The organism is Maribacter sp. MJ134 (assembly GCF_003970695.1).
GTDB lineage: Bacteria > Bacteroidota > Bacteroidia > Flavobacteriales > Flavobacteriaceae > Maribacter.
In genome coordinates this window covers 107,785-129,472 of record NZ_CP034570.1, presented here as the reverse complement: position 1 = coordinate 129,472, position 21,688 = coordinate 107,785, and the positions used below count along the sequence as shown (strand labels likewise).

The 21,688-nt window shown below is 40.5% G+C and carries 17 protein-coding genes and 1 riboswitch; of the genes, 2 read left to right on the top strand and 15 right to left on the bottom strand.

Annotated elements, in window-relative coordinates; all coding sequences use genetic code 11:
• Nucleotides 1–48 precede the first annotated feature (48 nt).
• From metF to EJ994_RS00525, 12 genes are all read right to left on the bottom strand, one after another.
• The gene (gene metF / locus EJ994_RS00580; RefSeq protein ID WP_126590748.1) at nucleotides 49–1,002 is read right to left on the bottom strand and encodes a methylenetetrahydrofolate reductase [NAD(P)H]; all 954 of its coding nucleotides are present in this window, start codon (nucleotides 1,000–1,002) and stop codon (nucleotides 49–51) included.
• Between the two features lie 255 nt (nucleotides 1,003–1,257).
• Nucleotides 1,258–4,023: a methionine synthase gene (gene metH / locus EJ994_RS00575; RefSeq protein ID WP_126590747.1), complete on the bottom strand. Its 2,766-nt coding sequence runs from the start codon at nucleotides 4,021–4,023 to the stop codon at nucleotides 1,258–1,260.
• On the bottom strand, nucleotides 4,020–4,370 hold the full coding sequence (locus tag EJ994_RS00570) for a four helix bundle protein (RefSeq protein WP_126590746.1): 351 nt from the start codon (nucleotides 4,368–4,370) through the stop codon (nucleotides 4,020–4,022). Before EJ994_RS00570 ends, metH begins: the two co-directional genes overlap by 4 nt.
• Before the next feature lie 31 nt (nucleotides 4,371–4,401).
• A complete protein-coding gene (locus tag EJ994_RS00565) occupies nucleotides 4,402–5,397 on the bottom strand; it encodes a homocysteine S-methyltransferase family protein (RefSeq protein WP_126590745.1) in 996 nt (331 codons plus the stop codon).
• Nucleotides 5,398–5,468: 71 nt separating this feature from the next.
• Nucleotides 5,469–5,614: riboswitch (SAM riboswitch) on the bottom strand.
• A gap of 156 nt (nucleotides 5,615–5,770) precedes the next feature.
• Nucleotides 5,771–6,832, bottom strand: a complete 1,062-nt coding sequence (locus EJ994_RS00560; RefSeq protein WP_126590744.1) for an NAD(P)/FAD-dependent oxidoreductase — start codon at nucleotides 6,830–6,832, stop codon at nucleotides 5,771–5,773.
• A complete protein-coding gene (gene cobA, locus EJ994_RS00555; RefSeq protein ID WP_126590743.1) occupies nucleotides 6,825–7,649 on the bottom strand; it encodes a uroporphyrinogen-III C-methyltransferase in 825 nt (274 codons plus the stop codon). Before cobA ends, EJ994_RS00560 begins: the two co-directional genes overlap by 8 nt.
• A gap of 1 nt (nucleotide 7,650) precedes the next feature.
• Nucleotides 7,651–9,741, bottom strand: a complete 2,091-nt coding sequence (locus EJ994_RS00550) for a HEPN domain-containing protein (RefSeq protein ID WP_126590742.1) — start codon at nucleotides 9,739–9,741, stop codon at nucleotides 7,651–7,653.
• 168 nt (nucleotides 9,742–9,909) lie between these two features.
• Nucleotides 9,910–11,157 carry a sulfate adenylyltransferase subunit 1 gene (locus tag EJ994_RS00545; protein ID WP_126590741.1) on the bottom strand — a complete coding sequence of 416 codons (1,248 nt, stop codon included), beginning with the start codon at nucleotides 11,155–11,157 and terminating at the stop codon, nucleotides 9,910–9,912.
• Nucleotides 11,158–11,273: 116 nt separating this feature from the next.
• Complete coding sequence (gene cysD / locus EJ994_RS00540; RefSeq protein ID WP_241240820.1) at nucleotides 11,274–12,227, bottom strand: sulfate adenylyltransferase subunit CysD; 954 nt, start codon at nucleotides 12,225–12,227, stop codon at nucleotides 11,274–11,276.
• Between the two features lie 49 nt (nucleotides 12,228–12,276).
• On the bottom strand, nucleotides 12,277–12,900 hold the full coding sequence (locus tag EJ994_RS00535; protein ID WP_126590740.1) for a phosphoadenosine phosphosulfate reductase family protein: 624 nt from the start codon (nucleotides 12,898–12,900) through the stop codon (nucleotides 12,277–12,279).
• Nucleotides 12,901–12,908: 8 nt separating this feature from the next.
• Nucleotides 12,909–13,172, bottom strand: coding sequence for a DUF2061 domain-containing protein (locus tag EJ994_RS00530; RefSeq protein WP_126590739.1), 264 nt, complete (start codon nucleotides 13,170–13,172; stop codon nucleotides 12,909–12,911).
• A 184-nt stretch (nucleotides 13,173–13,356) separates the two neighbouring features.
• On the bottom strand, nucleotides 13,357–13,767 hold the full coding sequence (locus tag EJ994_RS00525) for an RrF2 family transcriptional regulator (protein ID WP_126590738.1): 411 nt from the start codon (nucleotides 13,765–13,767) through the stop codon (nucleotides 13,357–13,359).
• Between the two features lie 217 nt (nucleotides 13,768–13,984).
• Here EJ994_RS00525 and EJ994_RS00520 point away from each other — a divergent pair, with 217 nt between their 5' ends.
• On the top strand, nucleotides 13,985–14,929 hold the full coding sequence (locus EJ994_RS00520; protein ID WP_126590737.1) for a sugar phosphate isomerase/epimerase family protein: 945 nt from the start codon (nucleotides 13,985–13,987) through the stop codon (nucleotides 14,927–14,929).
• Nucleotides 14,930–15,370: 441 nt separating this feature from the next.
• Nucleotides 15,371–16,102 carry a carbonic anhydrase family protein gene (locus tag EJ994_RS00515; RefSeq protein ID WP_126590736.1) on the top strand — a complete coding sequence of 244 codons (732 nt, stop codon included), beginning with the start codon at nucleotides 15,371–15,373 and terminating at the stop codon, nucleotides 16,100–16,102.
• An 83-nt stretch (nucleotides 16,103–16,185) separates the two neighbouring features.
• On the opposite strand, the gene EJ994_RS00510 is transcribed toward EJ994_RS00515, so the two are convergent.
• The 3 genes from EJ994_RS00510 to thrA all read right to left on the bottom strand — a co-directional run bounded on the left by EJ994_RS00510 (nucleotide 16,186) and on the right by thrA (nucleotide 21,621).
• Complete coding sequence (locus EJ994_RS00510) at nucleotides 16,186–17,349, bottom strand: trans-sulfuration enzyme family protein (RefSeq protein WP_126590735.1); 1,164 nt, start codon at nucleotides 17,347–17,349, stop codon at nucleotides 16,186–16,188.
• Nucleotides 17,350–17,559: 210 nt separating this feature from the next.
• Nucleotides 17,560–17,880, bottom strand: a complete 321-nt coding sequence (locus tag EJ994_RS00505) for a GIY-YIG nuclease family protein (protein WP_126590734.1) — start codon at nucleotides 17,878–17,880, stop codon at nucleotides 17,560–17,562.
• Between the two features lie 354 nt (nucleotides 17,881–18,234).
• A complete protein-coding gene (gene thrA / locus EJ994_RS00500; RefSeq protein WP_126590733.1) occupies nucleotides 18,235–21,621 on the bottom strand; it encodes a bifunctional aspartate kinase/homoserine dehydrogenase I in 3,387 nt (1,128 codons plus the stop codon).
• Between the last annotated feature and the right edge of the window lie 67 nt (nucleotides 21,622–21,688).

The following is a 21,688-nucleotide window of genomic DNA, read 5'->3' as shown; positions in this document are numbered from 1 at the left end:
ATACATCCAACCCCTTAAGGAATTTTACCATTATCGCGTTACAGTCTATTAAAATATGGTCTTAGCTATTGCCTTAATATTATCCGATTTACCCATCGAATAGTAATGCAATACCGGCACCCCAGCTTCCTTAAGTTCCTTAGACTGCTGTATGGCCCATTCAATCCCTACCTGCCGTACTTCTTTATTCGTACCACAATCTTCCACGGCATCTATTAAATCTTGCGGCAAATCTATACGGAAAACCTGGGGCAATAGCTGTAAATGTCGCTTTACGGCTATAGGCTTTATCCCTGGAACAATAGGCACATCAATACCCATATTCTTTGCTGCCGCTACAAATTCAAAGTACTTCTTGTTATCAAAAAACATTTGGGTAACCACATAATCCGCGCCAGCATCCACCTTTTCCTTTAGCCGTTTTAAATCCGTTTTTAACGACGGGGCTTCTAGGTGTTTTTCCGGGTACCCCGCTACACCAATGCAAAAATCGGCACAGTCGTCCGTTTCTATGACCTCGTGTAAATACTTTCCACAATTCAAATCCTGAATCTGCTTAACTAAACTGGTTGCGTACGGATGTCCCCCTTTTGTTGCCTCGAAATACTTTTCCTCGCGCATAGCATCACCCCTTAACGCCATAACATTATCAATACCTAAATAGTGACAGTCCACCAATAAATATTCCGTTTCTTCCTTTGTAAAACCTCCGCAAAGCACATGGGGTACAGTATCCACATCATACTTATGTTTAATGGATGCACAAATACCAACTGTACCCGGGCGCATACGTGTCAATTTTTTATCCAAAAGACCATCCCTGTCGATGTACACATACTCTTCCCTAGAAGTAGTAACATCAATAAAAGGTGGCTTAAATTCCATTAACGGGTCTATATTATTATACAACTCTTGTATATTTCGCCCTTTGACAGGTGGAATAATTTCAAAACTGAAAAGCGTCTCTCCTTTTGCTTTCTTTATGTGGTCTGTTACTTTCATAGGCCTTGCCCCCTATCCCCCAATGGGGGAACTTTAACACGGGCGGTTTTATATGATGTTATTTCTTTTATTTATTTGGGCGTTACCTAAAGGTCGGGCTTTCGATAGTCGCTTTTCAGTTGTTCACTTCGACTTTGCTCAGCGAGCCACTAAAAGAGCTCCAACAATACCTCAATCCCTAACGCAAATCATTTTCTCATTTTTAAATCTATTCAAAAACTTCCTTTTAACAGAAAGTACTTCCCCCTTTGGTGACTAAGATGCGTCATCTGCTATATTCGGAGCCAACCATTTTGTTGCTTCCGCAATAGACATCCCCTTTCTAGTTGCAAAATCTGCCACTTGGTCTTCTTTTATTTTTCCCAGTCCGAAATAACGAGCCTCTGCATTCCCAAAATAATATCCGCTTACCGACGCTGCAGGCCACATGGCTAAACTTTCAGTTAATGCAACTCCTATCTTTTCTTCTACTTTGAGAATTTCCCAAATGGTCAACTTTTCTAGATGGTCTGGACAAGCAGGATACCCTGGCGCAGGGCGAATTCCTTTATAAGATTCTTTTATTAAATCTTCATTACTTAAATCTTCATTTGCCGCATAGCCCCAATGTTTGGTTCTAACTTCTTTATGCAAATATTCTGCAAAAGCTTCTGCCAAACGGTCGGCTAAAGCTTTTATCATAATTGAACTATAATCGTCTAAATCTTTCTCATATGCTGTAGCCAGTTCGGCCGTTCCAAATCCTGTGGAAACACAAAAACAGCCCATATAATCTTGCTTACCACTTTCTTTTGGCGCAATAAAATCTGCTAGGGCAAAATCTGGAACACCTTCTCTTTTTTGGAGTTGTTGGCGTAGGGTTCTAAAAGTTCCCTCTCTCGCTTCGCCTCCGCTCAGGGATCCATCGCTATTTTCATCGAACCTTGAGCGTAGTCGAAGGGCAATGTCATCGTCATTTATAGTATTTACTTCAAACAATCCAAAAATGGCCTTTGCCTTCAGTTTCTTTTCTAAAACTATTTCTTTTAACATCTTTTGAGCATCAGCGAATAAGTCAGTGGCTTGAACGCCTACTACGTTATCTGTTAAAATATCGGGGTATTTTCCATGGAGTTCCCAACTTCTAAAAAAAGGTGTCCAATCTATAAACGGGACCAACTTTTCCAAATCCATATCTGCTATGATTTGAATTCCCAATTCATTAGGTTTTACAATTTCAGTGGTATTCCAATCTATTTTAAATTTATTGGCTCTAGCCTTTTGTATCGATTTATATTCTCTCTTTTTAGTTCGCGCTAAGAACTTCTCTCGGAATACATCGTAATCTTCTTTGATGGTCTTTTTATAACCGTCAGATGTTTCTTTTTGTAGCAAATCACCCACTACAGTTACCGCCCTAGAGGCATCATTTACATGCACTACCGCTTGGCTATATTGGGGGTCAATCTTAACAGCAGTGTGCGCTTTACTAGTTGTAGCACCTCCTATTAATAAAGGCACTTTAAAGTTTTTGCGCTCCATTTCTTTTGCCAAATGCACCATCTCATCTAAAGACGGTGTAATTAATCCGCTTAAGCCTATGACATCTACGTTATGTTCAATAGCTGCTGTAATTATTTTTTCGGGCGGTACCATGACCCCTAAATCAACAATCTCGTAATTGTTACAAGCCAAGACAACACTTACAATATTTTTACCAATATCATGAACATCTCCCTTAACAGTCGCCATTAGTATTTTACCATTCCCTTCCGTGTCCCCTTCTTGTGGGTTGGCTAACTTCTCCTCTTCAATATATGGAAGTAAATACGCCACTGCTTTTTTCATCACACGTGCGGACTTCACAACTTGAGGCAAAAACATTTTTCCGCTACCAAAAAGGTCTCCTACCACATTCATACCCTTCATTAAATTGCCCTCGATAACCTCAATAGGTTTGTTAGCAGCTTGCCGAGCTTCTTCTACATCTTCGGTAATATATTGGTCAATACCTTTGACCAAGGCTCTTGTAATTCTATTTTGTAAAGGCTCTTCACGCCAAGATAAATCAACCTTACTCTCCTTTGCTTTCCCCACTACGGACTCAGCAAAGTCTAATAGTCGTTCTGTAGCATCATCACGTCTATTAAGCATTACGTCTTCAACGTGTTCTAGTAAATCTTTAGGAATATCATCATAAACTTCTAACATGGTCGGGTTAACGATACCCATATTCATTCCCGCTTTTATAGCATGATATAAGAATACCGAATGCATGGCTTCTCGTACTGGGTTATTCCCTCGAAAAGAAAACGAAACATTACTTACCCCACCACTTACACTACAATGTGGTAAGTTTTCGCGAACCCATTTGGTGGCGTTTATAAAATCGAGCGCATTCCGTTTATGCTCGTCCATTCCTGTAGCTACCGGAAAAATATTTAAGTCGAAAATAATATCCTCTGCTGGTAAACCAACTTTGTTTACCAAAATAACATAAGAGCGCTTAGCGATTTCTATACGTCGTTCATAATTATCTGCCTGACCCACCTCATCAAAAGCCATAACAATGACTGCCGCGCCATACCTTTTAATCAGTTTTGCTTGATGAATAAATTCTTGTTCGCCTTCTTTGAGACTTATTGAATTTACAACGCATTTACCTTGCACCACTTGCAATCCCGCCTCAATGATTTCCCATTTAGAGCTATCAATCATAATAGGAACTCTAGCAATATCAGGTTCTGCAATGACTAGGTTTAAGAACTTGACCATAGCTTCTTTACCATCAATCAAACCATCATCCATATTAATATCGATGATTTGCGCTCCTCCTTCTACTTGATGCCGTGCCACATCTAGCGCTTCCTCGAACTTCTCTTCTTTGATAAGCCGTAGAAACTTTTTTGAACCCGCGACATTGGTACGCTCACCTACATTAATAAAATTTGTTTCAGGGGTAACCACAAGGGGTTCTAGACCAGAGAGTTTTAAAAAACGTTGCCCGTTGTTCGTTGTTGGTTGTTCGTTGAATGCGCTCATAATTTCTTGTGATAATTAATGAATCCGTTCAACAATTTTTTAACTCTTTCAATTTCCTCTAGAACTGTTTTCAAATCAGAAGAAATATAATTCAAATCGTCAGCCAAAATCAACTGGGTTTCTAACTCAAAAAGTGAGCCTCTCGCTATGTGTAAAAAATGTATTGTTTCTTTATTAGATTGCCTACCGCATCCCTCAGCAATATTAGACGGAACAGAAACTACGCACCTTCTAATCTGAGAAGTAAGTGAAAATTGTTCATCCTTAGGAAAAGACTTCGTTAAAACGTAGACCGTTTTTACCAATTTCCTTGACTGAACCCAAATATCTAATTCTTTATAATCCAATTTTAATTATTTAGTAATCAACGATAAACTATTAACGAGTAACGAACAACGACCTTGGTTCATATTCTCTGACCAATTCAGCAATTGCAGCGATATGCTCCGGAGTGGTTCCGCAACAACCACCAACGATATTTACCAATCCTTTTTCTGCGTATTCTTTAATCTGTGCTGCCATCTGTTGGGGAGACTCATCATACTCGCCAAAAGCATTGGGTAATCCTGCATTTGGGTGTGCCGATATGGCATAATTAGACTTATTGGAAATGACCTCTAAATGGGGCACCAATTGACTAGCTCCTAAAGCGCAATTAAACCCGACAGATAAAATAGGAATGTGTGATATGGATATTAAAAACGCCTCCGCAGTTTGCCCTGATAAGGTTCTGCCCGAGGCGTCGGTTATAGTGCCGCTGACCATTATGGGCACATCGATGTTTCGTTCTTCTTTTACCTCTTCTATGGCGAACAAGGCTGCCTTTGCATTTAATGTATCGAAAATGGTTTCTACTAAAAGGATATCTGAACCTCCATCTAGCAACGCTTCTACCTGTTGTTTGTAGGCAATGCGTAAGTCATTGAAAGATACGGCCCTGAACCCTGGGTCGTTTACATCTGGAGACATACTTGCCGTTTTGTTCGTGGGACCAATACTACCGGCGACAAAGCGTGGCTTGTTCGGTTCTTTTAAAGTAAATTCGTCTGCCACTTCTTTGGCGATTCTAGCTGATTCGTAATTGAGTTCATATACCAAATCTTCCATATAATAATCTGCCATGGCGATGGTTGTACCTGAAAAGGTATTGGTTTCTACTATATCTGCGCCAGCGGCAAAGTATTTTCGATGCACCTCGGCAATAGCCTCAGGTTGTGTTAAAGATAACAGGTCATTATTTCCTTGCAGTGGATGTTCCCATTCTTTGAAACGTTCTCCGCGAAAATCATCCTCAGTAAACTTGTAGCGTTGCAGCATTGTGCCCATGGCGCCGTCTAGCACTAAAATTCTTTTATGTAGTAAATCTTTAATCATAGTAAAAGTATGCTCAATTGGCGCTGTTATATAGTTGTATGATCAAGTAAGGGAAAGAGGGAAAGTCTTTTTCGTTATCCTTCTCAAATAACCATTGATATAATTTCAATGGGCTCCCCGTTTCGCTTTGGAGTGAGTAGAATGTAGCACCTTCTTTACAAATAAAGGGTTGCTAAGGCTTCATAGGGTCCATTCCCTCCGCCTTTCTTGATAACAATTTCAGTGTATTAATGAACGAATGGCAAAGTAACATCAGAGTTACGGTTTTACCAAATTTAAACCACAATTTCTTACCCGATTTTTGATGCAAAAATCCTCTGAAATGTTAGAAAAATCAGAGGATTATTAGCTAATAAAAATATAGGGGAAAATTTTAAGAAATACTTTGTACTACTTCTTTTTTGGCTTCTTTTTTAGAACCATCAAAACCTTCTACTCCGCCAACTGTGGTATATTTCATTACAAAACGTTTGTTAGGATTAATGACCTTGTATGCATATTGGCACATTACCGCTGCCTCATGAAAACCGGATAAAATCAATTTTAGTTTCCCCTCATAGGTATTAACATCGCCAATAGCGAATACACCGGGAATATTGGTCTGGTAATCTTTGGCATTATTTACCTTAATGGCGTTCTTTTCTATCTCTAGCCCCCAGTTACCAATCGGTCCTAACTTTGGAGATAGACCGAACAGGGGAATAAAGTTATCGACCTCTAAATATGTTTCACCCTTATTCGCATCGTTATGCTTAATAACGACCGCTTCCAATTTTTCATCTCCGTAAAGTTTTTTTACCTGTGCTTCTGTAAATAATTTTATCTTACCCCGCTTGGCCAATTCGGATGCTTTCTCCACAGAATCAAGAGCACCTCTAAATTCGTTCCTACGGTGCACCAATGATACCTCAGCGGCTACATCTGCCAAAAAGATGGCCCAGTCCAAAGCGGAATCACCGCCCCCTGCGATAACAACTTTTTTGTTACGGTATATTTCTGGATCCTTAATAATATAAGCCACTCCTTTTTCCTCGAAATCCTGTATATTTTCGATAGGTGGCTTTCTTGGTTCAAAAGAACCAAGTCCACCAGCGATTACAACAACTGGCGCATGATGTTTGGTGCCCTTATTGGTCGTTACAACATAGGAGCCATCATCTTGCTTGTCTAAAGTTTCCGCCCTTTCACCTAGCGTAAATCCTGGTTCAAAAGGTTTTATTTGTTCCATCAAATTATCGACCAAATCTCCTGCTAATATTTCTGGAAATGCAGGTATATCATAAATAGGCTTTTTAGGATAGATTTCCGAACATTGCCCTCCCGGTTGTGGCAGGGCATCAATTAAATGACACTTTAGTTTAAGTAATCCTGCTTCAAAAACGGTGAACAAACCCGTGGGTCCGGCACCAATGATAAGTATATCTGTTTTAATCATTTTTTTCTAGTATTTCAAATTCTTGATTTTGGGCTATTGTTGTGATAACCGCTCTATGATTTACGACCGCTCCGATGATGATTATCGCCGGATTGGACAATTGTTGTTTCTTTACCTCTTTACTGATGGTAGCTATGGTCGCCACAGCAATTCTTTCATCATCTCGTGTACCGTTTTGAATTATAGCTATAGGCATTTGGGCTTTTCCTTCAGCCAAGAACAAGGCTATAATCTCATCTAATTTGGACATCCCCATAAGAATGACGACCGTTGCGCTAGACTTTGCCGCCAAGGTTACATCGCTAGATAGTTTGTGCGCTTTAGTCGTGCCCGTAATTACCCAAAAACTCTCTGCCGACCCTCTTTTGGTAACCGGTATATTCTGTGATGCCGGTACAGATAAGGAAGAGGAAATACCCGGAACAACAGCAACGGCGATACCGTGTTGTGCAGCAAATTCCATTTCCTCCGCCCCTCGACCGAAAACAAATGGGTCACCACCTTTTAGTCGGACTACGTGACTATGGGTTTTGGCCCTACTTACAATCAGGTCGTTTATTTGTTCTTGCTGATACGCATAGCAACCTTTACGCTTCCCCACAAATATTGTTTCCGCGTTGGGGGCGTATTTCAAAAGTTCTGGGTTGACCAAAGCATCGTAGAGTATAACATCCGCACTTTGTAAGACCTTAACTGCCTTTAAAGTGATGAGCTCCGCATCTCCAGGACCTGCACCAACTACAGTTAATTTTCCAGCTCTCGCTAGCTCCCTAAAAGGCAGGGAACTCTTTCTCTGATGGCTTCTTAAATTTGTCATGCTATGCTTCTTGAAGTTCTTGATTTCTAAAAGCTTCTATATTTTGAAGGAACGCTTTCGCATCCTCCAAATAGCTTTTGGAGAAAGCCTCGGTAGGTTCATTTTGATTCAATTGTAATACCAGATTTTCAAAACTTCCGTCAAGTTTAAGACGACCCTCTTTCACAAACTTTTCATCGAAATCTTTGATAATACTGGCATGCGTATTCACTTTTGTTTTTTCCGCTGTTAACATGGCTTTCGCTGTATTCACCATTGAGGTATAGGCATAATAAATGCTTGCTGCCCATTTTCCCTCTGCATGGGCTTCCAAAGCTTTTTGTATTTTTTCTTCACTTTCATAAAGCAAGGTGGCGATCAAATCAATTACCACTCCCGCACATTCTCCAATACCAATGGCTTTCTCATAACGTTTATCACTACCCCAATCGATAAAATCTTCTTGCGTAAGGTGCGCTATATCCGTTAATGGTTTAAGAAAATCATAGAAATAATGTTCCCCTTTTTCCTGATAGTAGTCAGCATAGGACAATCCGTTGCCGTTCTTATCAAAATCGTCCAAAATTAAGCGCAAAGCTTGTGGGCCTCTTTTACTGGGTATCTTAACCACTTTATCGGCGAAACGGCCTTCACCATTACCCATATTACCACCGCCCAACAATACTTGTAATGCCGGAGCAATTAATTTGTCCTTTGTTCGGATGGACATCCCTTGAAAGCCGATATTGGCCATATTATGTTGTCCACAGGCATTCATGCAACCACTGATTTTTATGACTACGTCCGAATTACTGACGTACTGTGGATAATCTGCCTTGATAATACGTTCTAATTCTTCAGCTATTCCTGTACTACTGGCAATGCCTAAATTACACGTATCGGTTCCGGGACATGCGGTAATATCCAAAGCGGTGTTATAGCCTGCTTCCACAAAACCTAATTTTTCCAATTCCAAATAGAAAAATGGAACCAATTCTTCCTTTATATGAGGAATTAAAATGTTCTGCCGAAGCGATAGTCGTAACTCACCCGCAGCATATTTTTGGACTAAATCTGCAAGTGAACGTGCCTTATCCGTGTAGAAATCACCAAGTAGCACCTTAATGCCGATCGCTACAAAGCCAGCCTGTTTTTGGGGAACGATATTGGTACGCTTCCAAAGCTCAAAAGCTTTCTCATTAGACACCTGTACACTGGGAACAGGAGCCTCCGCTACCTTAATTTTAGGATATGCCTGTGCATCTATTGCAACGGTAGCGTTAGGAACTGCCTTCTGTTCTTGAGCCAATAACGCTTTAAAGCCTTCTAAACCAACATCCTTTATCAAAAATTTCATCCTAGCCTTTGCCCTGCTCTTGCGTTCCCCATACCTATCAAATACCCGGACAACACCATCCATTAGGGGAATAATACGGTTAGAGGATAAGAATTCAAAAAGTACGTCCGCATGGCGCGGTTGTGAACCTAGACCACCACCGAGCATTACCTTAAAACCTTTTACGCCATCTTGTATTTTAGCGATAAAACCTAAATCGTGCATGTAAGACAATCCGGTATCGGCGTCACTGGCAGAAAAAGAAACTTTGAACTTTCTACCCATTTCCTGGCTAATAGGGTTCCTTAGAAAATAACGGAATAATGCATCTGCGTACGGAGAAACATCAAAAGGTTCGTTTACGTCTATACCGGCTGTTTCACTAGCTGTTACATTTCGTACCGTATTACCACAAGCCTCCCGTAGGGTAACATCATCCCTTTCTAATTCTGCCCATAACTCCGGGGTTCTGTTCAAATCCACATAATGAATCTGAATATCTTGGCGTGTCGTAATATGCAAGCGACCGGTTGAGTATTCGTCGGAAACATCGCATATACGTTTTAATTGTGTGGAAGTAACTTTTCCATAGGGTAATTTAATACGAATCATTTGAACGCCCTGTTGGCGCTGACCATAAACGCCACGTGCCAAACGTAAACTTCGGAATTTCTCCTCATCTAATTTGCCATCATTGAACTCATGGATTTTGCGTTCCAATTCTAGAATGTCTTTCTCAACAACGGGATTCTCTATTTCTGTTCTAAAACTTTGCATATGTTGCCCCTACTAACCTCCCCAAAGGGAAGGAACACTTTCTTGGGTATGAGAGTGTTTTTTATTAATATTTATCCTATAGATTTACTAGATTTTAAATCTATTTCAATTCAATCTTTCTTTAAATGAACGTCAGTATTCTTTAACCTTTTAGAAACCAGGGATTATTTATAGTATAAACCCTGCCCCAACGGTACTATTTGTTTGGGTATCTATTAAAATAAAGGAACCATTTGTTCTATGGTCCTTAAATTTATCATAGAAAACTGGCTTGTTCAACCTGAAACTCACTTGTGCTATATCATTCATTCCCAAAGCATCTACTGTGGTATCCACTCCAGAATAATCCGGTGCAATTTTATGCTTCACAGCTTCTACTTTGGCCAAGACCTTATTTACGCCGTGCTGTACGATATACTTATTTCCGGCCGTTAGTTTTTGAGAATCCATCCATGAAATGGTTGCCGTAAACTGTTTTTCAACAGTGGGCAAATCATCAACCTTTACCAACATGTCTCCCCTACTTAGGTTAATTTCATCCTCTAATGTTATGGTTACCGACGATCTTCTGGACGCCGTCTGACATTCTTTGTCATAAAAATAAATTGCCTTGATTTTGGATTTTGTGCGCGACGGTAGTGCTACCACCTCATCCCCTACGCTCAACTCGCCTCCATAAACCTTACCTGCAAAACCTCTGAAATCATGATGTTCCTCAGTTTTTGGACGAATTACATATTGTACGGGAAATCTAGGTGTTCCTATATTGGACACCGCTTTTAAGTCTAAGCCCTCTAAATGTTCCAATAAGGTTTCTCCATCGTACCATGGAGTATTTTCAGATTTATGTACCACGTTATCACCTTTCAAAGCACTTACCGGAATAAAGGTTATTCGTTGTTCTGCATAATCACGCTTACCCATCAATTTCTGGAAATCTTCTTTAATTTCCTTGTACCGTGCTTCTGAAAAATCGACCAAATCCATTTTATTGATGGCCACTACAACCTCTTTTACCCGCAGTAGATTGTTGATGAAAAAGTGACGATTGGTCTGCTCGATAACTCCTTTTCTGGCATCAATGAGAATAATAGCCGCTTGCGATGTGGAGGCGCCCGTTACCATGTTACGGGTATATTCTACATGACCCGGTGTATCCGCAATGATATAGCTTTTCTTTTGTGTAGAAAAATAGATATGGGCTACATCTATCGTAATTCCTTGCTCACGCTCCGCAACCAGACCATCTGTAGCTAGGGAAAAATCCAGATAATCATACCCTTTTTGCTTGCTGGTTTTTTCTATCGCCTCCAACTTATCCGTGGTCAACGATTTAGTGTCGTATAAAAGTCTTCCTATTAAGGTACTTTTACCGTCATCTACACTACCTGCTGTTGCTATTTTTAGTACTTCCATAAGTTCTTCCTAGCCTCCCCGAAGGGGAGAAACCCTTACTCGGAGTAATTTTAATTATTACTATTTTTTTAATTTAGATGCCACCTATTTTGTTCCCCTTTTTGGGGTTAGCGAACCTAAAAATAACCCTGTTGTTTCCTTTTTTCCATTGCCGCCTCTGAGCGTTTATCATCGATACGCGCACCTCTCTCCGATATGGTGGAGTCGCGAATTTCCTGAACCACGGCTTCAATATCCGTCGCTTCCGAATATACCGCAGCCGTGCAGCTCATATCCCCGACCGTTCTAAACCGGACCATTTTCTCTAACATCTCTTCATCTTCTTCTTGGTACACGTAGTCAGAATGCGACCAGATAAGACCGTCCCTTAAAAAGACCTTTCTCTTATGTGCAAAATAAATGGATGGTATTTCTATATTTTCCTCTTTGATATAAGACCAAACATCTAACTCTGTCCAATTAGAGATGGGAAATACCCTAACGTTTTGCCCTAACTCAATCTGCCCATTAAGCATATCGAATAACTCCGGACGTTGATTACGTTCGTCCCACTGTCCAAAATCATCACGTACCGAAAAAATACGCTCCTTGGCCCTGGCCTTCTCTTCATCTCTACGAGCACCACCGATACAGGCATCAAACTTAAATTCCTCAATCGCATCCAATAACGTGGTCGTTTGCAAGGAATTTCTGCTGGAATACCTTCCAGATTCTTCCTTTACCTTTCCTTGGTCTATAGAATCCTGAACGTTTCTAACGATTAATTCCAAGCCCAATTCTGCAACGAGTTTATCGCGAAAAGCGATTGTTTCGGGAAAATTATGCCCCGTATCGATATGCATTAGCGGAAAAGGAATCTTTGCCGGCCAAAAGGCTTTTTGAGCCAAACGGACCAAAGTAATGGAATCCTTACCTCCTGAAAACAACAACACCGGCTTTTCAAACTGCGCAGCCACCTCCCTAAAAATATAAATGGCTTCGTTCTCCAAGGCATTCACATGTGAGGTATCTTTCAGTAGCGCTGTTTTAGGTGCTAAAGGCAAATCCAATGCTGTACTACTTATTTCCATAATTATTTATCTATTATCTAAATTCTAACTTGTTACGTCTATTGCCTAATTACGTATGTAGGCCGCACTCTCTATTTTCCAAGACCTTTGTAGGGTCAAAATAGGTATGCTCGTTCGGTAAATCTCTCTCCTTTAAATAAGCATCCAAGTGTGTATCGTTCCAGTGATAGAACGGACTCACTTTAAGAACACCGTCCTTGCTTAAACTCAGTATATCTAATGAATCTCTATGTGCCGTTTGTCCTTTTCTAAGGTTGGTAAACCACACATCGGGTCGGTGTGCCTCCATTGCCCTTCTAAACGGCTCTAGTTTTACCTGCTCGGTGAACAAGGGGTGCCTCTCATCATCTATCTGCGGAATACCCATTACGGCATCCCTGTGCGCCGTGGTTTGCTTGGGCACATATAAATCAATGTTCAAATTTAATCGTGCAATAAGTTCTTCCGCGTGTTTATAGGTATTGGGCGTGTTGTAACCAGTATCGCACCACACCACAGGAATATTATCCTTTACTTGAGATACCGCATAAAGAATGGCTACCTCGTAAGGCCTAAAATTAGTTGTGACCAATGCCTTATTGGCATGCTCGATAGCCCATGAAATAATTTCCTCTGGCGGAATTCCCTTGAACTGAACATTCAGATTTCTAATATCTTCTTGTGTAAACGCCATACTGTATATTATTTACCCCAGTTTATTTTATTCCATAAACGTTCATGGAAAAAGTATAAAAACATCTTTGTCACAAAATCTATGGAGGCTATGGAAGCCGCTATAGCAACCTCGCCTGTTAGCAGGTAGGAAATCAACAGGGTATCCAAAGTACCTATAATGCGCCAGCTAACAGCCTTGGCAACACTTCGTATAGGTCGTTCGGATTTTTTGTCCGAGCCAAACTTACTTTTAGTCGTTTTTCTATCTAAAATCAATTGATCTACAATCATACCTCTTATACAACTTTTATTATCCTAGTGATTTAATAGGATAACAAAAATAGAATTATTATTTAGATAACAACTATAGAAATTTTAAAAAATTATAATTACCCTATAGATTTAATAGATTTTTAATAAAAAGAAAGGAATTTTAAAGAATCGACAAGAATATCTACTGAAAACCAGTTGCTATTTAGACCAATAAATCTGCAAGGGTATTGTGGCGGTATACGGATAGGTTAGCATCGCGTACCTTTAGCATTAGCTTATGAACGGCACAGGCGGCCTCGTCGGGGCAATCATCGCACTGCTCGTAAAAATTAAGACTTACACAAGGCACCATGGATATAGGCCCTTCCAATACGCGCATAACATCCGTCATTAAAATTTCGTCCGGATTTTTGATTAGATAGTAACCACCACCCTTTCCTTTCTTAGAACCCAGAAATCCGGTTTTTCGTAACGATAGTAAAATACTCTCCAAGAATTTTTGGGAAATGTTCTCCTGCTCGGCAATTTCCGCAATCTGAACGGGTTGCTTGTCCTTTCTGCCACCGAGATAAGCCAATGCTTTTAAACCGTATTTTGTCTTTTTGGAGAGCATAAGGCTAATATAAGAAAATTAGGAGAGGGAATTCAGTAACTAAAACGCTTTATTTATATCAACCATCGGACTTTATCCAAAAACCGAAACCTTTAACCATAGCAATATATCCGCTTGATAAAACAGTACCCGATAAGCCATGCACTTTTTGGCAACCAATCATTATTATTATAACTTACCCTTTCAAATTATAATTCGAATCTCATCAAACTACAAAATGACCCTATCTAAAACCACATTACAACGCACCAGCATACTTGTCGTATCCTTTTTATTGTTAGCAGCTGCGTCCTGTAAAGAAAAAACAAACACCTCAAAAGTTACTGACAATAAAGAAAATACTAATGCTGATGCTGTGGCTATTAGTACTACAAAATTTGGTGGCCTAGCGCTGTACACCGTAAGGGATGCCATGGAGGTGGATACTAAAGCCACTTTAAAGACCATCGCCGAAACCGGATACGTAAATATTGAAGCTGCAGGTTATAAGGACGGCACTTATTATGGTATGGCTCCTGAAGATTTTAAAGCGTTCTTGGCAGAAGTGGACCTGACCCCAATCAGCACCCATCAAAGCAGCGTAACGATTGATAATGCCGATGAGGAAATGGCTGCTGCCAAAGCCGCTGGTTTCGAATATTTTGTGGTTCCGATTCCGCCAATGGGCTTATTCAATTATGATGCGACTACCAATACCATGAGTATGACCGGCGGTGCCGAAAATTTAGCGAATATACTTGACGAACTTGGAAAAAAAGCCACAGCTGCTGGACTCCAACTGTTATACCACAACCACGATTTTGAGTTCAAAACGGATGCGGACGGTATCGTACCCATTGACTATTTGTTGGAAAACTGCGACCCTGAATTCGTAAATTTTCAAATGGACTTATTCTGGGTGACCAAAGCAGGGGCCGACCCATTGGCCTATTTTGAAAAGTATCCGGGGCGTTTTAAAATGTGGCATGTAAAGGATATGGATACGGAAGGTAAGTTTGCTCCCGTAGGGAATGGTACTATCGATTTTTCTAGAATTTTAGCCAAAAAAGAGCAATCCGGTATGCGATACTATATGGTTGAGCAGGATAAAACGTTTACCATGGAACCTTTGGAAGCCATTAAAATAAGTCACGAGGAGATTAAAAAAATCGGGTTTCAGTAACACTTGCCATATGAAAACGTTATAGTACATGCCGGTATTCAGTTTAAATTAAAATGAATATCTACGTTTTGTATCTAGTAATCTTTAACTTATAAAAAGGGTATCAAATAAATTAACTAGTCAATTACTAAGCCATAAAAGCTGATTTTCTTTTTTGAGATTGATATGAATTCTCTCCGTAAAGACTCCTTAGCATACTTTATATCATATCGCTACACTAAATAGAACTTCACACCTTTTATACGCAGAAAGCAGTCGACTCAATACAACCCACTCATTATCAGTGTTTATTTTTCTTAGACCCTTACATCCCTCATCAATTTTGCAAAAATTAAAAGTAATACTATTGAATTATAATACTTTAACTATTATTTATGATAAGTAATACTTTTATGTCTGATTTGGTGACTTATATTTGTCTCGAATTTTAAATTAAGTATTATGAGAAGGAATATCATTGCTTTAGCCAGTGCAGTATTATTGACAACAACGATACAAGCACAAGAGCCACAAGATGGAACCATTGAAATAGATAAGAGCCGTATTTTAGTTGAATCCGTATTATCTGCAGAAGAACAGGCTGCTCTTACGCCCCTAGATGTTTATAATAGCTTGGCCGCCGGAAATGAACGCTTTGTGATGAGCGACCTTACCGCGCGTGACCACTCCATGCAGATTAGGGAAAGTGCAGATTCGCAATATCCAAAGGCCATTGTGCTTTCCTGTGTAGATAGCAGGGTACCCGTTGAAGATGTTTTTGACAAAGGTATCGGGGACATCTTTGTAGCACGTGTTGCAGGGAATTTCATTAACACCGATATTCTTGGCAGTATGGAATTTGCGACCAAAGTTGCCGGGGCCAAACTCATCTTAGTCTTAGGTCACGAGAACTGTGGAGCCATACATGCGGCCATTGATGGTGCAGAATTAGGAAATATTACTGCTATGCTAAAAAATATTGCTCCTGCAGTGGCCATGTCCACTAAGTCCGAAGGACCGAGAACTTCCAAGAACAGACTACTTGTTCACGAAGTAAGTGAGAATAATGTGCGTGTTGCCATGGACCGCATCGTAAAAGAAAGTACCATTCTGAAAACAATGAAGGACAATGGCGAAATAGATATTAAAGGTGCCGTATATGACATGGATACGGGAGTAGTAAACTTCCTTTAAGAGATTACCATATAAGCTATGCCCTTCCTTCCCAGGAAGGGCTTATTTTGTGGCACTGTTTTTATACTAAATCATTTTCCTGCTTACCCTAATGCCTGACAAATATCATTTATAATATCATCAATATGCTCTAAACCTACGGAGATGCGTACCATACCGTCCGTAATACCTGCTTCGGTTCGTTCCGTTACAGACAACTTACTGTGGGTGGTAGATGCTGGATGGGTAACAATACTCCTAGAATCTCCCAGATTAGCGGAGAGCGACAATAGTTTTATCCGATCAAAGAATTGTTTCCCAGCTTCCAAGCCGCCCTTTAATTCAAAAGCCACCACGCACCCGCCGGCTTTCATCTGTTTTTTGGCGATTTCATATTTGGGATGCGATTTTAGGAACGGATATTTCACCCAATTCACATTATTATGCCTTTCTAAAAATTCCGCTAGTTTCAGCGCGTTCTCGCAATGCCTATCTACCCGCAGCGCTAGGGTTTCTAAACTTTTGGAAAGCACCCACGCATTGAAAGGAGATAGTGCCGGGCCCGTAATTCTTGAAAAACGGTATACCTTATCAATTAAATTGGCCTTACCTACCGTAATTCCTGCCAACACACGGCCTTGACCATCCATTAACTTAGTTCCTGAATGAATCACCAAATCCGCTCCGAATTTTATGGGCTGTTGCAAATAGGGCGAAGCGAAACAATTGTCTATTACTAATATGAGCTTATGTTTCTCAGCAATTCTTCCCAAAGCCTTCAAATCTAGGATATCCACTCCCGGATTGGTGGGCGATTCCGCATAAATAAGCTTGGTCTTAGGTGTTATTAGGTCCTCAATACTATCCAAATCATCAATCTTAAAATAACTATGCCCTATATTCCATTTGGGAAAAAAGTTATTGAACAACGAGTGGGTAGAACCAAAAATACTCCGTGCGGAGAGGATATGGTCGCCACTATCCAGAAGTGCCGCCAAGGTCGAAAATACCGCCGCCATACCACTAGCAAAGGCAAAACCAGCCTCCGCACCTTCCATTTGGCAGACTTTCTCAATGAACTCCGAAGAATTTGGATTGGAGTAACGGGAATAGATATTGCGTTCTTTTTCTTCCGCGAAAGAGGCGCGCATATCCTCGGCGTCCTCAAATACAAAACTGGAGGTAAGGTATAGGGGCACTGAATGCTCTAAATGTTCCGTTCGTTTTACCTGCGTACGAATGGCGTTGGTCTCAAATTTGTTGTTCATTTATGCTATTATAATTTCAGAATAGTGGCTTCGACTCCGCTCAGCAACCAATAATGTTTATTCTTATTTACATGACTCCGCTCAGCCACCTATATTCTTTCTTTTTTCTCTTTAGTTCCGCTCAGCCATCGATGTTCTTTATTTTTCTCTACATAACTTCGCCACGCTTCCAGTGCTTCCGGTCGTTGAGCGGAATCGAAATGACATTTTTCAGCTATCATCCTTCTCTTTAAAATATTTATAATGCGAATCATTCTTACACTCCGAAAGATTCGGCAAGCTCGCCATTTCACCCTTGATCAAAGCTTCTTTCTTCGACCTTGACCAACCTTGAATTTGCTTCTCCCTATAAAAGGCTGTATCAATTCTTTGGTATTGTTCTACATAAACCAATGTGATGGGCAATCTTTTTTTCGTGTGATTCGCGCCTTTGCCCTCTTGGTGTGCCACAATCCTTTTTTCCAAATCGTTGGTACTCCCTGTATAATAGCTTCCATCGGAACATTCTAAAATATACAGATAACCTTTCATTATACTTTTCGCTCATGTGGCTTCGACTCCGCTCAGCCACCAATAATGTTTATTCTTCTTTACATGACTCCGCTCAGCCACCAATAATGTTTATTCTTCTTTACACGACTCCGCTCAGCCACCGATATTGTTTATTTTTCTCCTTAGTTACGCTTAGGCTACACTATTCTTTCTTTTTCTCTACATAACTTCGCCATGCCACCGATGCTTCTCGGTCATTGAGCGAAGTCGAAATGACACTTGGCTATCGTTTTCTTGGCTTCGACTCCGCTCAGACACCAATAATGTTTATTCTTCTTTACATGACTCCGCTCAGCCAACCATATTTAGTTCACTGCCGCCAGTCTATCAAAACTACCCTTTCTCCGCTATTCTTAAAATATCTCCAAAAACACCTCTGGCCGTTACGGCCGCACCAGCACCAGCACCTTGTATCACTAACGGGTTTTCCCCGTAAGACTCCGTATAAATCTCAATAATGGAATCCGACCCTTTTACTTGACCCAATGCGCTGGACTTTGGAACGGAAACTAATTTTACGTCGAGTAGGCCCTTTTCCTTTTGCAGGTTACCATGCAAATCACCTACGTAACGCAACACATGATTCGGTTTTTGGTTCTTTTTTATTTCATTAAACTTTGCATCCAAAACCTCTAAGTTTTTCATAAAGAAATCGGTTTCTACCGTTTGCAAACTCTCAGGAATTAAATTTTCAATCGCGATATCAGAGAACTCATTACTCAAATCTAGCTCACGTGCCAAAATCAATAACTTGCGACCCACATCGTTACCCGATAAATCTTCCCTTGGGTCGGGCTCTGTATACCCTCGCTGCATCGCATCCTTTAAAATGGAAGAAAAAGGTGCATCCACCTCAGAAAAGGTATTGAAAATATAACTTAACGAACCGGAGAACACCCCATTTATACGGGTTATATTCTCACCCGAAAGATGTAATAGTTTTATGGTATCTATTAAGGGTAATCCAGCGCCTACGTTAGTTTCATACAGGTATTGTTTTTGATATTTTACGAGTTCTTCCCTTAGTAACTGGTAATAGTCGAAGCCCAAGGTGTTGGCAATTTTATTGGAAGAGACCATATCAAAACCGTTCTCAACAAAATCAAAATAATGCGCAACAAAATCATTACTGGCGGTATTATCCACGGCTATTAGATTCTCTAAGTGATGGGTTTGCGCAAAATCAAAAATATCCTGAACGGTATAGGACCTCCCTTTTCTCTTTAGTTCACTCTTCCATGTTGCCCCTAAACCCTCTGGATGCAGCACTACCTTTTTAGAGTTGGCGATGGCAAAGACCCGTAAATCGATTCCTTTTCTTTTTGCTATTTTCTTGGTGGATTTTAAAATCTGGTCAATAAGCGTACCACCAACATTTCCATGCCCAAAAATAGCCAGGTTCACTTTTTTACTTATCCCAAAAATCTGACCGTGCATCACGTTCAAAGCCTTGGTCAAATCCGATTTTTTAACCACCAGACTAACGTTCTTTCCAGAGGCCGTATTATTAAAAAGCAACGGAATAATCTGGTTTTTTATAAGTGCATTGTATGGTTTGTGAAAGGTGCTTAAATCTTGACCCACAATGGAAATAACGGATACATCGTCCATGACCGTAATCATATTGATGTCTTTAGCCTGAAAGTCTTTGGAAAATTCATTTTCCAAGGCCTGCTTGGCTTTTTGGGCCTTAATGCGCTTCACGACCAATCCAATACCACGTTCCGAAGAACCTTGGGAAATGATACTAACACTAATGTTATGGTTTTCTAGTGTTTTAAAAATACGGGCATCGATACCGACCTTACCTAGCAAGCCCCTACCCTCTAGATTTATAAGGGCAACGTCTTCAATGACGGATAAGCTCTTAATCCCCTCTTTACTAGATTGGGCGCTAATGAGCGTTCCTTCGTTATCGTTGTTATAGGTGTTGAGTATTCGTAGCGGAATATTTTTCTCTATCAACGGAATTATGGTCTTTGCATGTAAAATAGTTGCCCCAAAATTAGCCAGTTCATTGGCTTCTGCATACGATAGGTGTGCAAGTCTTTTGGCTTCCTTAACGTAGTCTGGGTTAGCAGTAAAAATACCATCGACATGGGTATAGTTCTGGAGCTCTTCGGCATCTAGAAAATTTGCTATCAGGGCAGCGGAATAATTACTACCGTTTCTGCCTAGCGTCGTCGTTTCTCCACTCTCGGCAGCAGCTACGAAACCCGTAATTACGGGCACTGACCCATTGGGAAGTTTACTTAACAGCAGCGTTAATTTCTCTTTGGAAATTTTTTCTAAAATCTTTGCATCGCCAAAGGCAGCATCTGTGGTCAAAAAATCTCTTGAATCTATAAAAACTGCTTTGATTCCTTTACCGATAAGCAATTTGCTGACTAATTTACCAGAGATGAGTTCTCCATGGGCCAACACCTCGTCTTTTATCTTGGCGCTATAATCCCCTAATAAGGATACGCCTTCAAACAGTTGCGCCAGACATTTAAACTCTTTGGATAAATCGATATTGGCAAAGGTGTGCTTCTGGTATTTCTCAAACGCCTCAAAATCCGAAAAATAATTTTTTCCCTGAGCGGCCTTCTCCAAGATATCCTCTAGCTGGTCCGTAGCTTTTTCTCTGGCGGACAGGACTACCGCAATATGTTCTCCCGATGACACCTTATGGGACACTATATCCAAAACCCGCTCTAGTCCTTCTCCATTACTTAAAGATTTCCCGCCAAATTTCAGGACCTTTAATTTACCGGATTTTCCATTAGTATTGAAAACACCGTTCAGCAGTTTTTCCAACTGTTCAAATTCTATTAAGAAAGCATCATGACCATGCAAAGACTGTATTTCGCCATAAGTAACATTGCTATTGGCCTGTGCTATTTGTTTGAAAGTATCCTTGTTTTCTTTAGCCGTAAAGAACAGGTCAGAATCTACACCGACAATATGAATATTGGTATCGCTATTTTGTAATTTTAAGAATCGCTCATTTCCATCTCGGGTAACGTCGATAGTCTTCAGCAGCTGATTCATGAGTTTGTAGGCTGATAATTGAAAACGCTCCTGTAATTTTTTACCGTGATGGGTAAGCCAACTTTCTACATTGAAAACCTGAAGTTCTTCGTTAGTGCTCCTTTTAAAACGCTCCTTAAAGGATTCCGGGGTACGGTAGCACAACATCGCGTGCATACGTGCATCATGAACCGGTTGTTTTGAATTCACCAAGAACTGTTCCTGAATCTGACAGTTAGCAATGAGCCAATCGGTAGATTTCCAATCGGATGCCACAGGAATGAGATGTTCGGTGAGCTTTGGATTGAGCACAGCCATTTCCCAAGCAATACCGCCACCCAAAGAGCCACCGATTATTGCGAATAGCTTCTTTATGGACAGTTTCTCCAAGCCAAGTAAAAATATTTTAGCCATATCACCGGCCACAAAATCCTTATAATTCTCTATGACGAATTTATCATGACCGTTCCCAGGAATATTGAAAGCGAGTATGGTATACTTTTGCGTATCGATACACTTTTTATCCCCAATTAAAGCGGACCACCAACCTTCTGGCCCGGTAACATTGGAATTGCCGGTTAAAGCATGATTGACTAAAACAAGGGGAGCCGAGTGTAACGCTCTTCCGAACAACTGATACGAAAGCTCAATATCCTGAGTTACTCCGCTGAGGGTGGTATAATTTTTAAGTGTTATTTGGTGTAGCATGATAAAAAATTACTCCCGGTTAAAGCATCTCGACTGCGTTGGTGATGCACCACCAATCAAAAATTGG

What these genes read in the sequence shown, in the direction of transcription:
- metF (WP_126590748.1), bottom strand. Translation starts at nt 1,002, where the DNA reads ATGAAAGTAACAGACCACATAAAGAAAGCAAAAGGAGAGACGCTTTTC.
- metH (WP_126590747.1), bottom strand. Translation starts at nt 4,023, where the DNA reads ATGAGCGCATTCAACGAACAACCAACAACGAACAACGGGCAACGTTTT.
- EJ994_RS00565 (WP_126590745.1), bottom strand. Translation starts at nt 5,397, where the DNA reads ATGATTAAAGATTTACTACATAAAAGAATTTTAGTGCTAGACGGCGCC.
- EJ994_RS00560 (WP_126590744.1), bottom strand. Translation starts at nt 6,832, where the DNA reads ATGATTAAAACAGATATACTTATCATTGGTGCCGGACCCACGGGTTTG.
- cobA (WP_126590743.1), bottom strand. Translation starts at nt 7,649, where the DNA reads ATGACAAATTTAAGAAGCCATCAGAGAAAGAGTTCCCTGCCTTTTAGG.
- EJ994_RS00550 (WP_126590742.1), bottom strand. Translation starts at nt 9,741, where the DNA reads ATGCAAAGTTTTAGAACAGAAATAGAGAATCCCGTTGTTGAGAAAGAC.
- EJ994_RS00545 (WP_126590741.1), bottom strand. Translation starts at nt 11,157, where the DNA reads ATGGAAGTACTAAAAATAGCAACAGCAGGTAGTGTAGATGACGGTAAA.
- cysD (WP_241240820.1), bottom strand. Translation starts at nt 12,227, where the DNA reads ATGGAAATAAGTAGTACAGCATTGGATTTGCCTTTAGCACCTAAAACA.
- EJ994_RS00535 (WP_126590740.1), bottom strand. Translation starts at nt 12,900, where the DNA reads ATGGCGTTTACACAAGAAGATATTAGAAATCTGAATGTTCAGTTCAAG.
- EJ994_RS00530 (WP_126590739.1), bottom strand. Translation starts at nt 13,172, where the DNA reads ATGATTGTAGATCAATTGATTTTAGATAGAAAAACGACTAAAAGTAAG.
- EJ994_RS00525 (WP_126590738.1), bottom strand. Translation starts at nt 13,767, where the DNA reads ATGCTCTCCAAAAAGACAAAATACGGTTTAAAAGCATTGGCTTATCTC.
- EJ994_RS00520 (WP_126590737.1), top strand. Translation starts at nt 13,985, where the DNA reads ATGACCCTATCTAAAACCACATTACAACGCACCAGCATACTTGTCGTA.
- EJ994_RS00515 (WP_126590736.1), top strand. Translation starts at nt 15,371, where the DNA reads ATGAGAAGGAATATCATTGCTTTAGCCAGTGCAGTATTATTGACAACA.
- EJ994_RS00510 (WP_126590735.1), bottom strand. Translation starts at nt 17,349, where the DNA reads ATGAACAACAAATTTGAGACCAACGCCATTCGTACGCAGGTAAAACGA.
- EJ994_RS00505 (WP_126590734.1), bottom strand. Translation starts at nt 17,880, where the DNA reads ATGAAAGGTTATCTGTATATTTTAGAATGTTCCGATGGAAGCTATTAT.
- thrA (WP_126590733.1), bottom strand. Translation starts at nt 21,621, where the DNA reads ATGCTACACCAAATAACACTTAAAAATTATACCACCCTCAGCGGAGTA.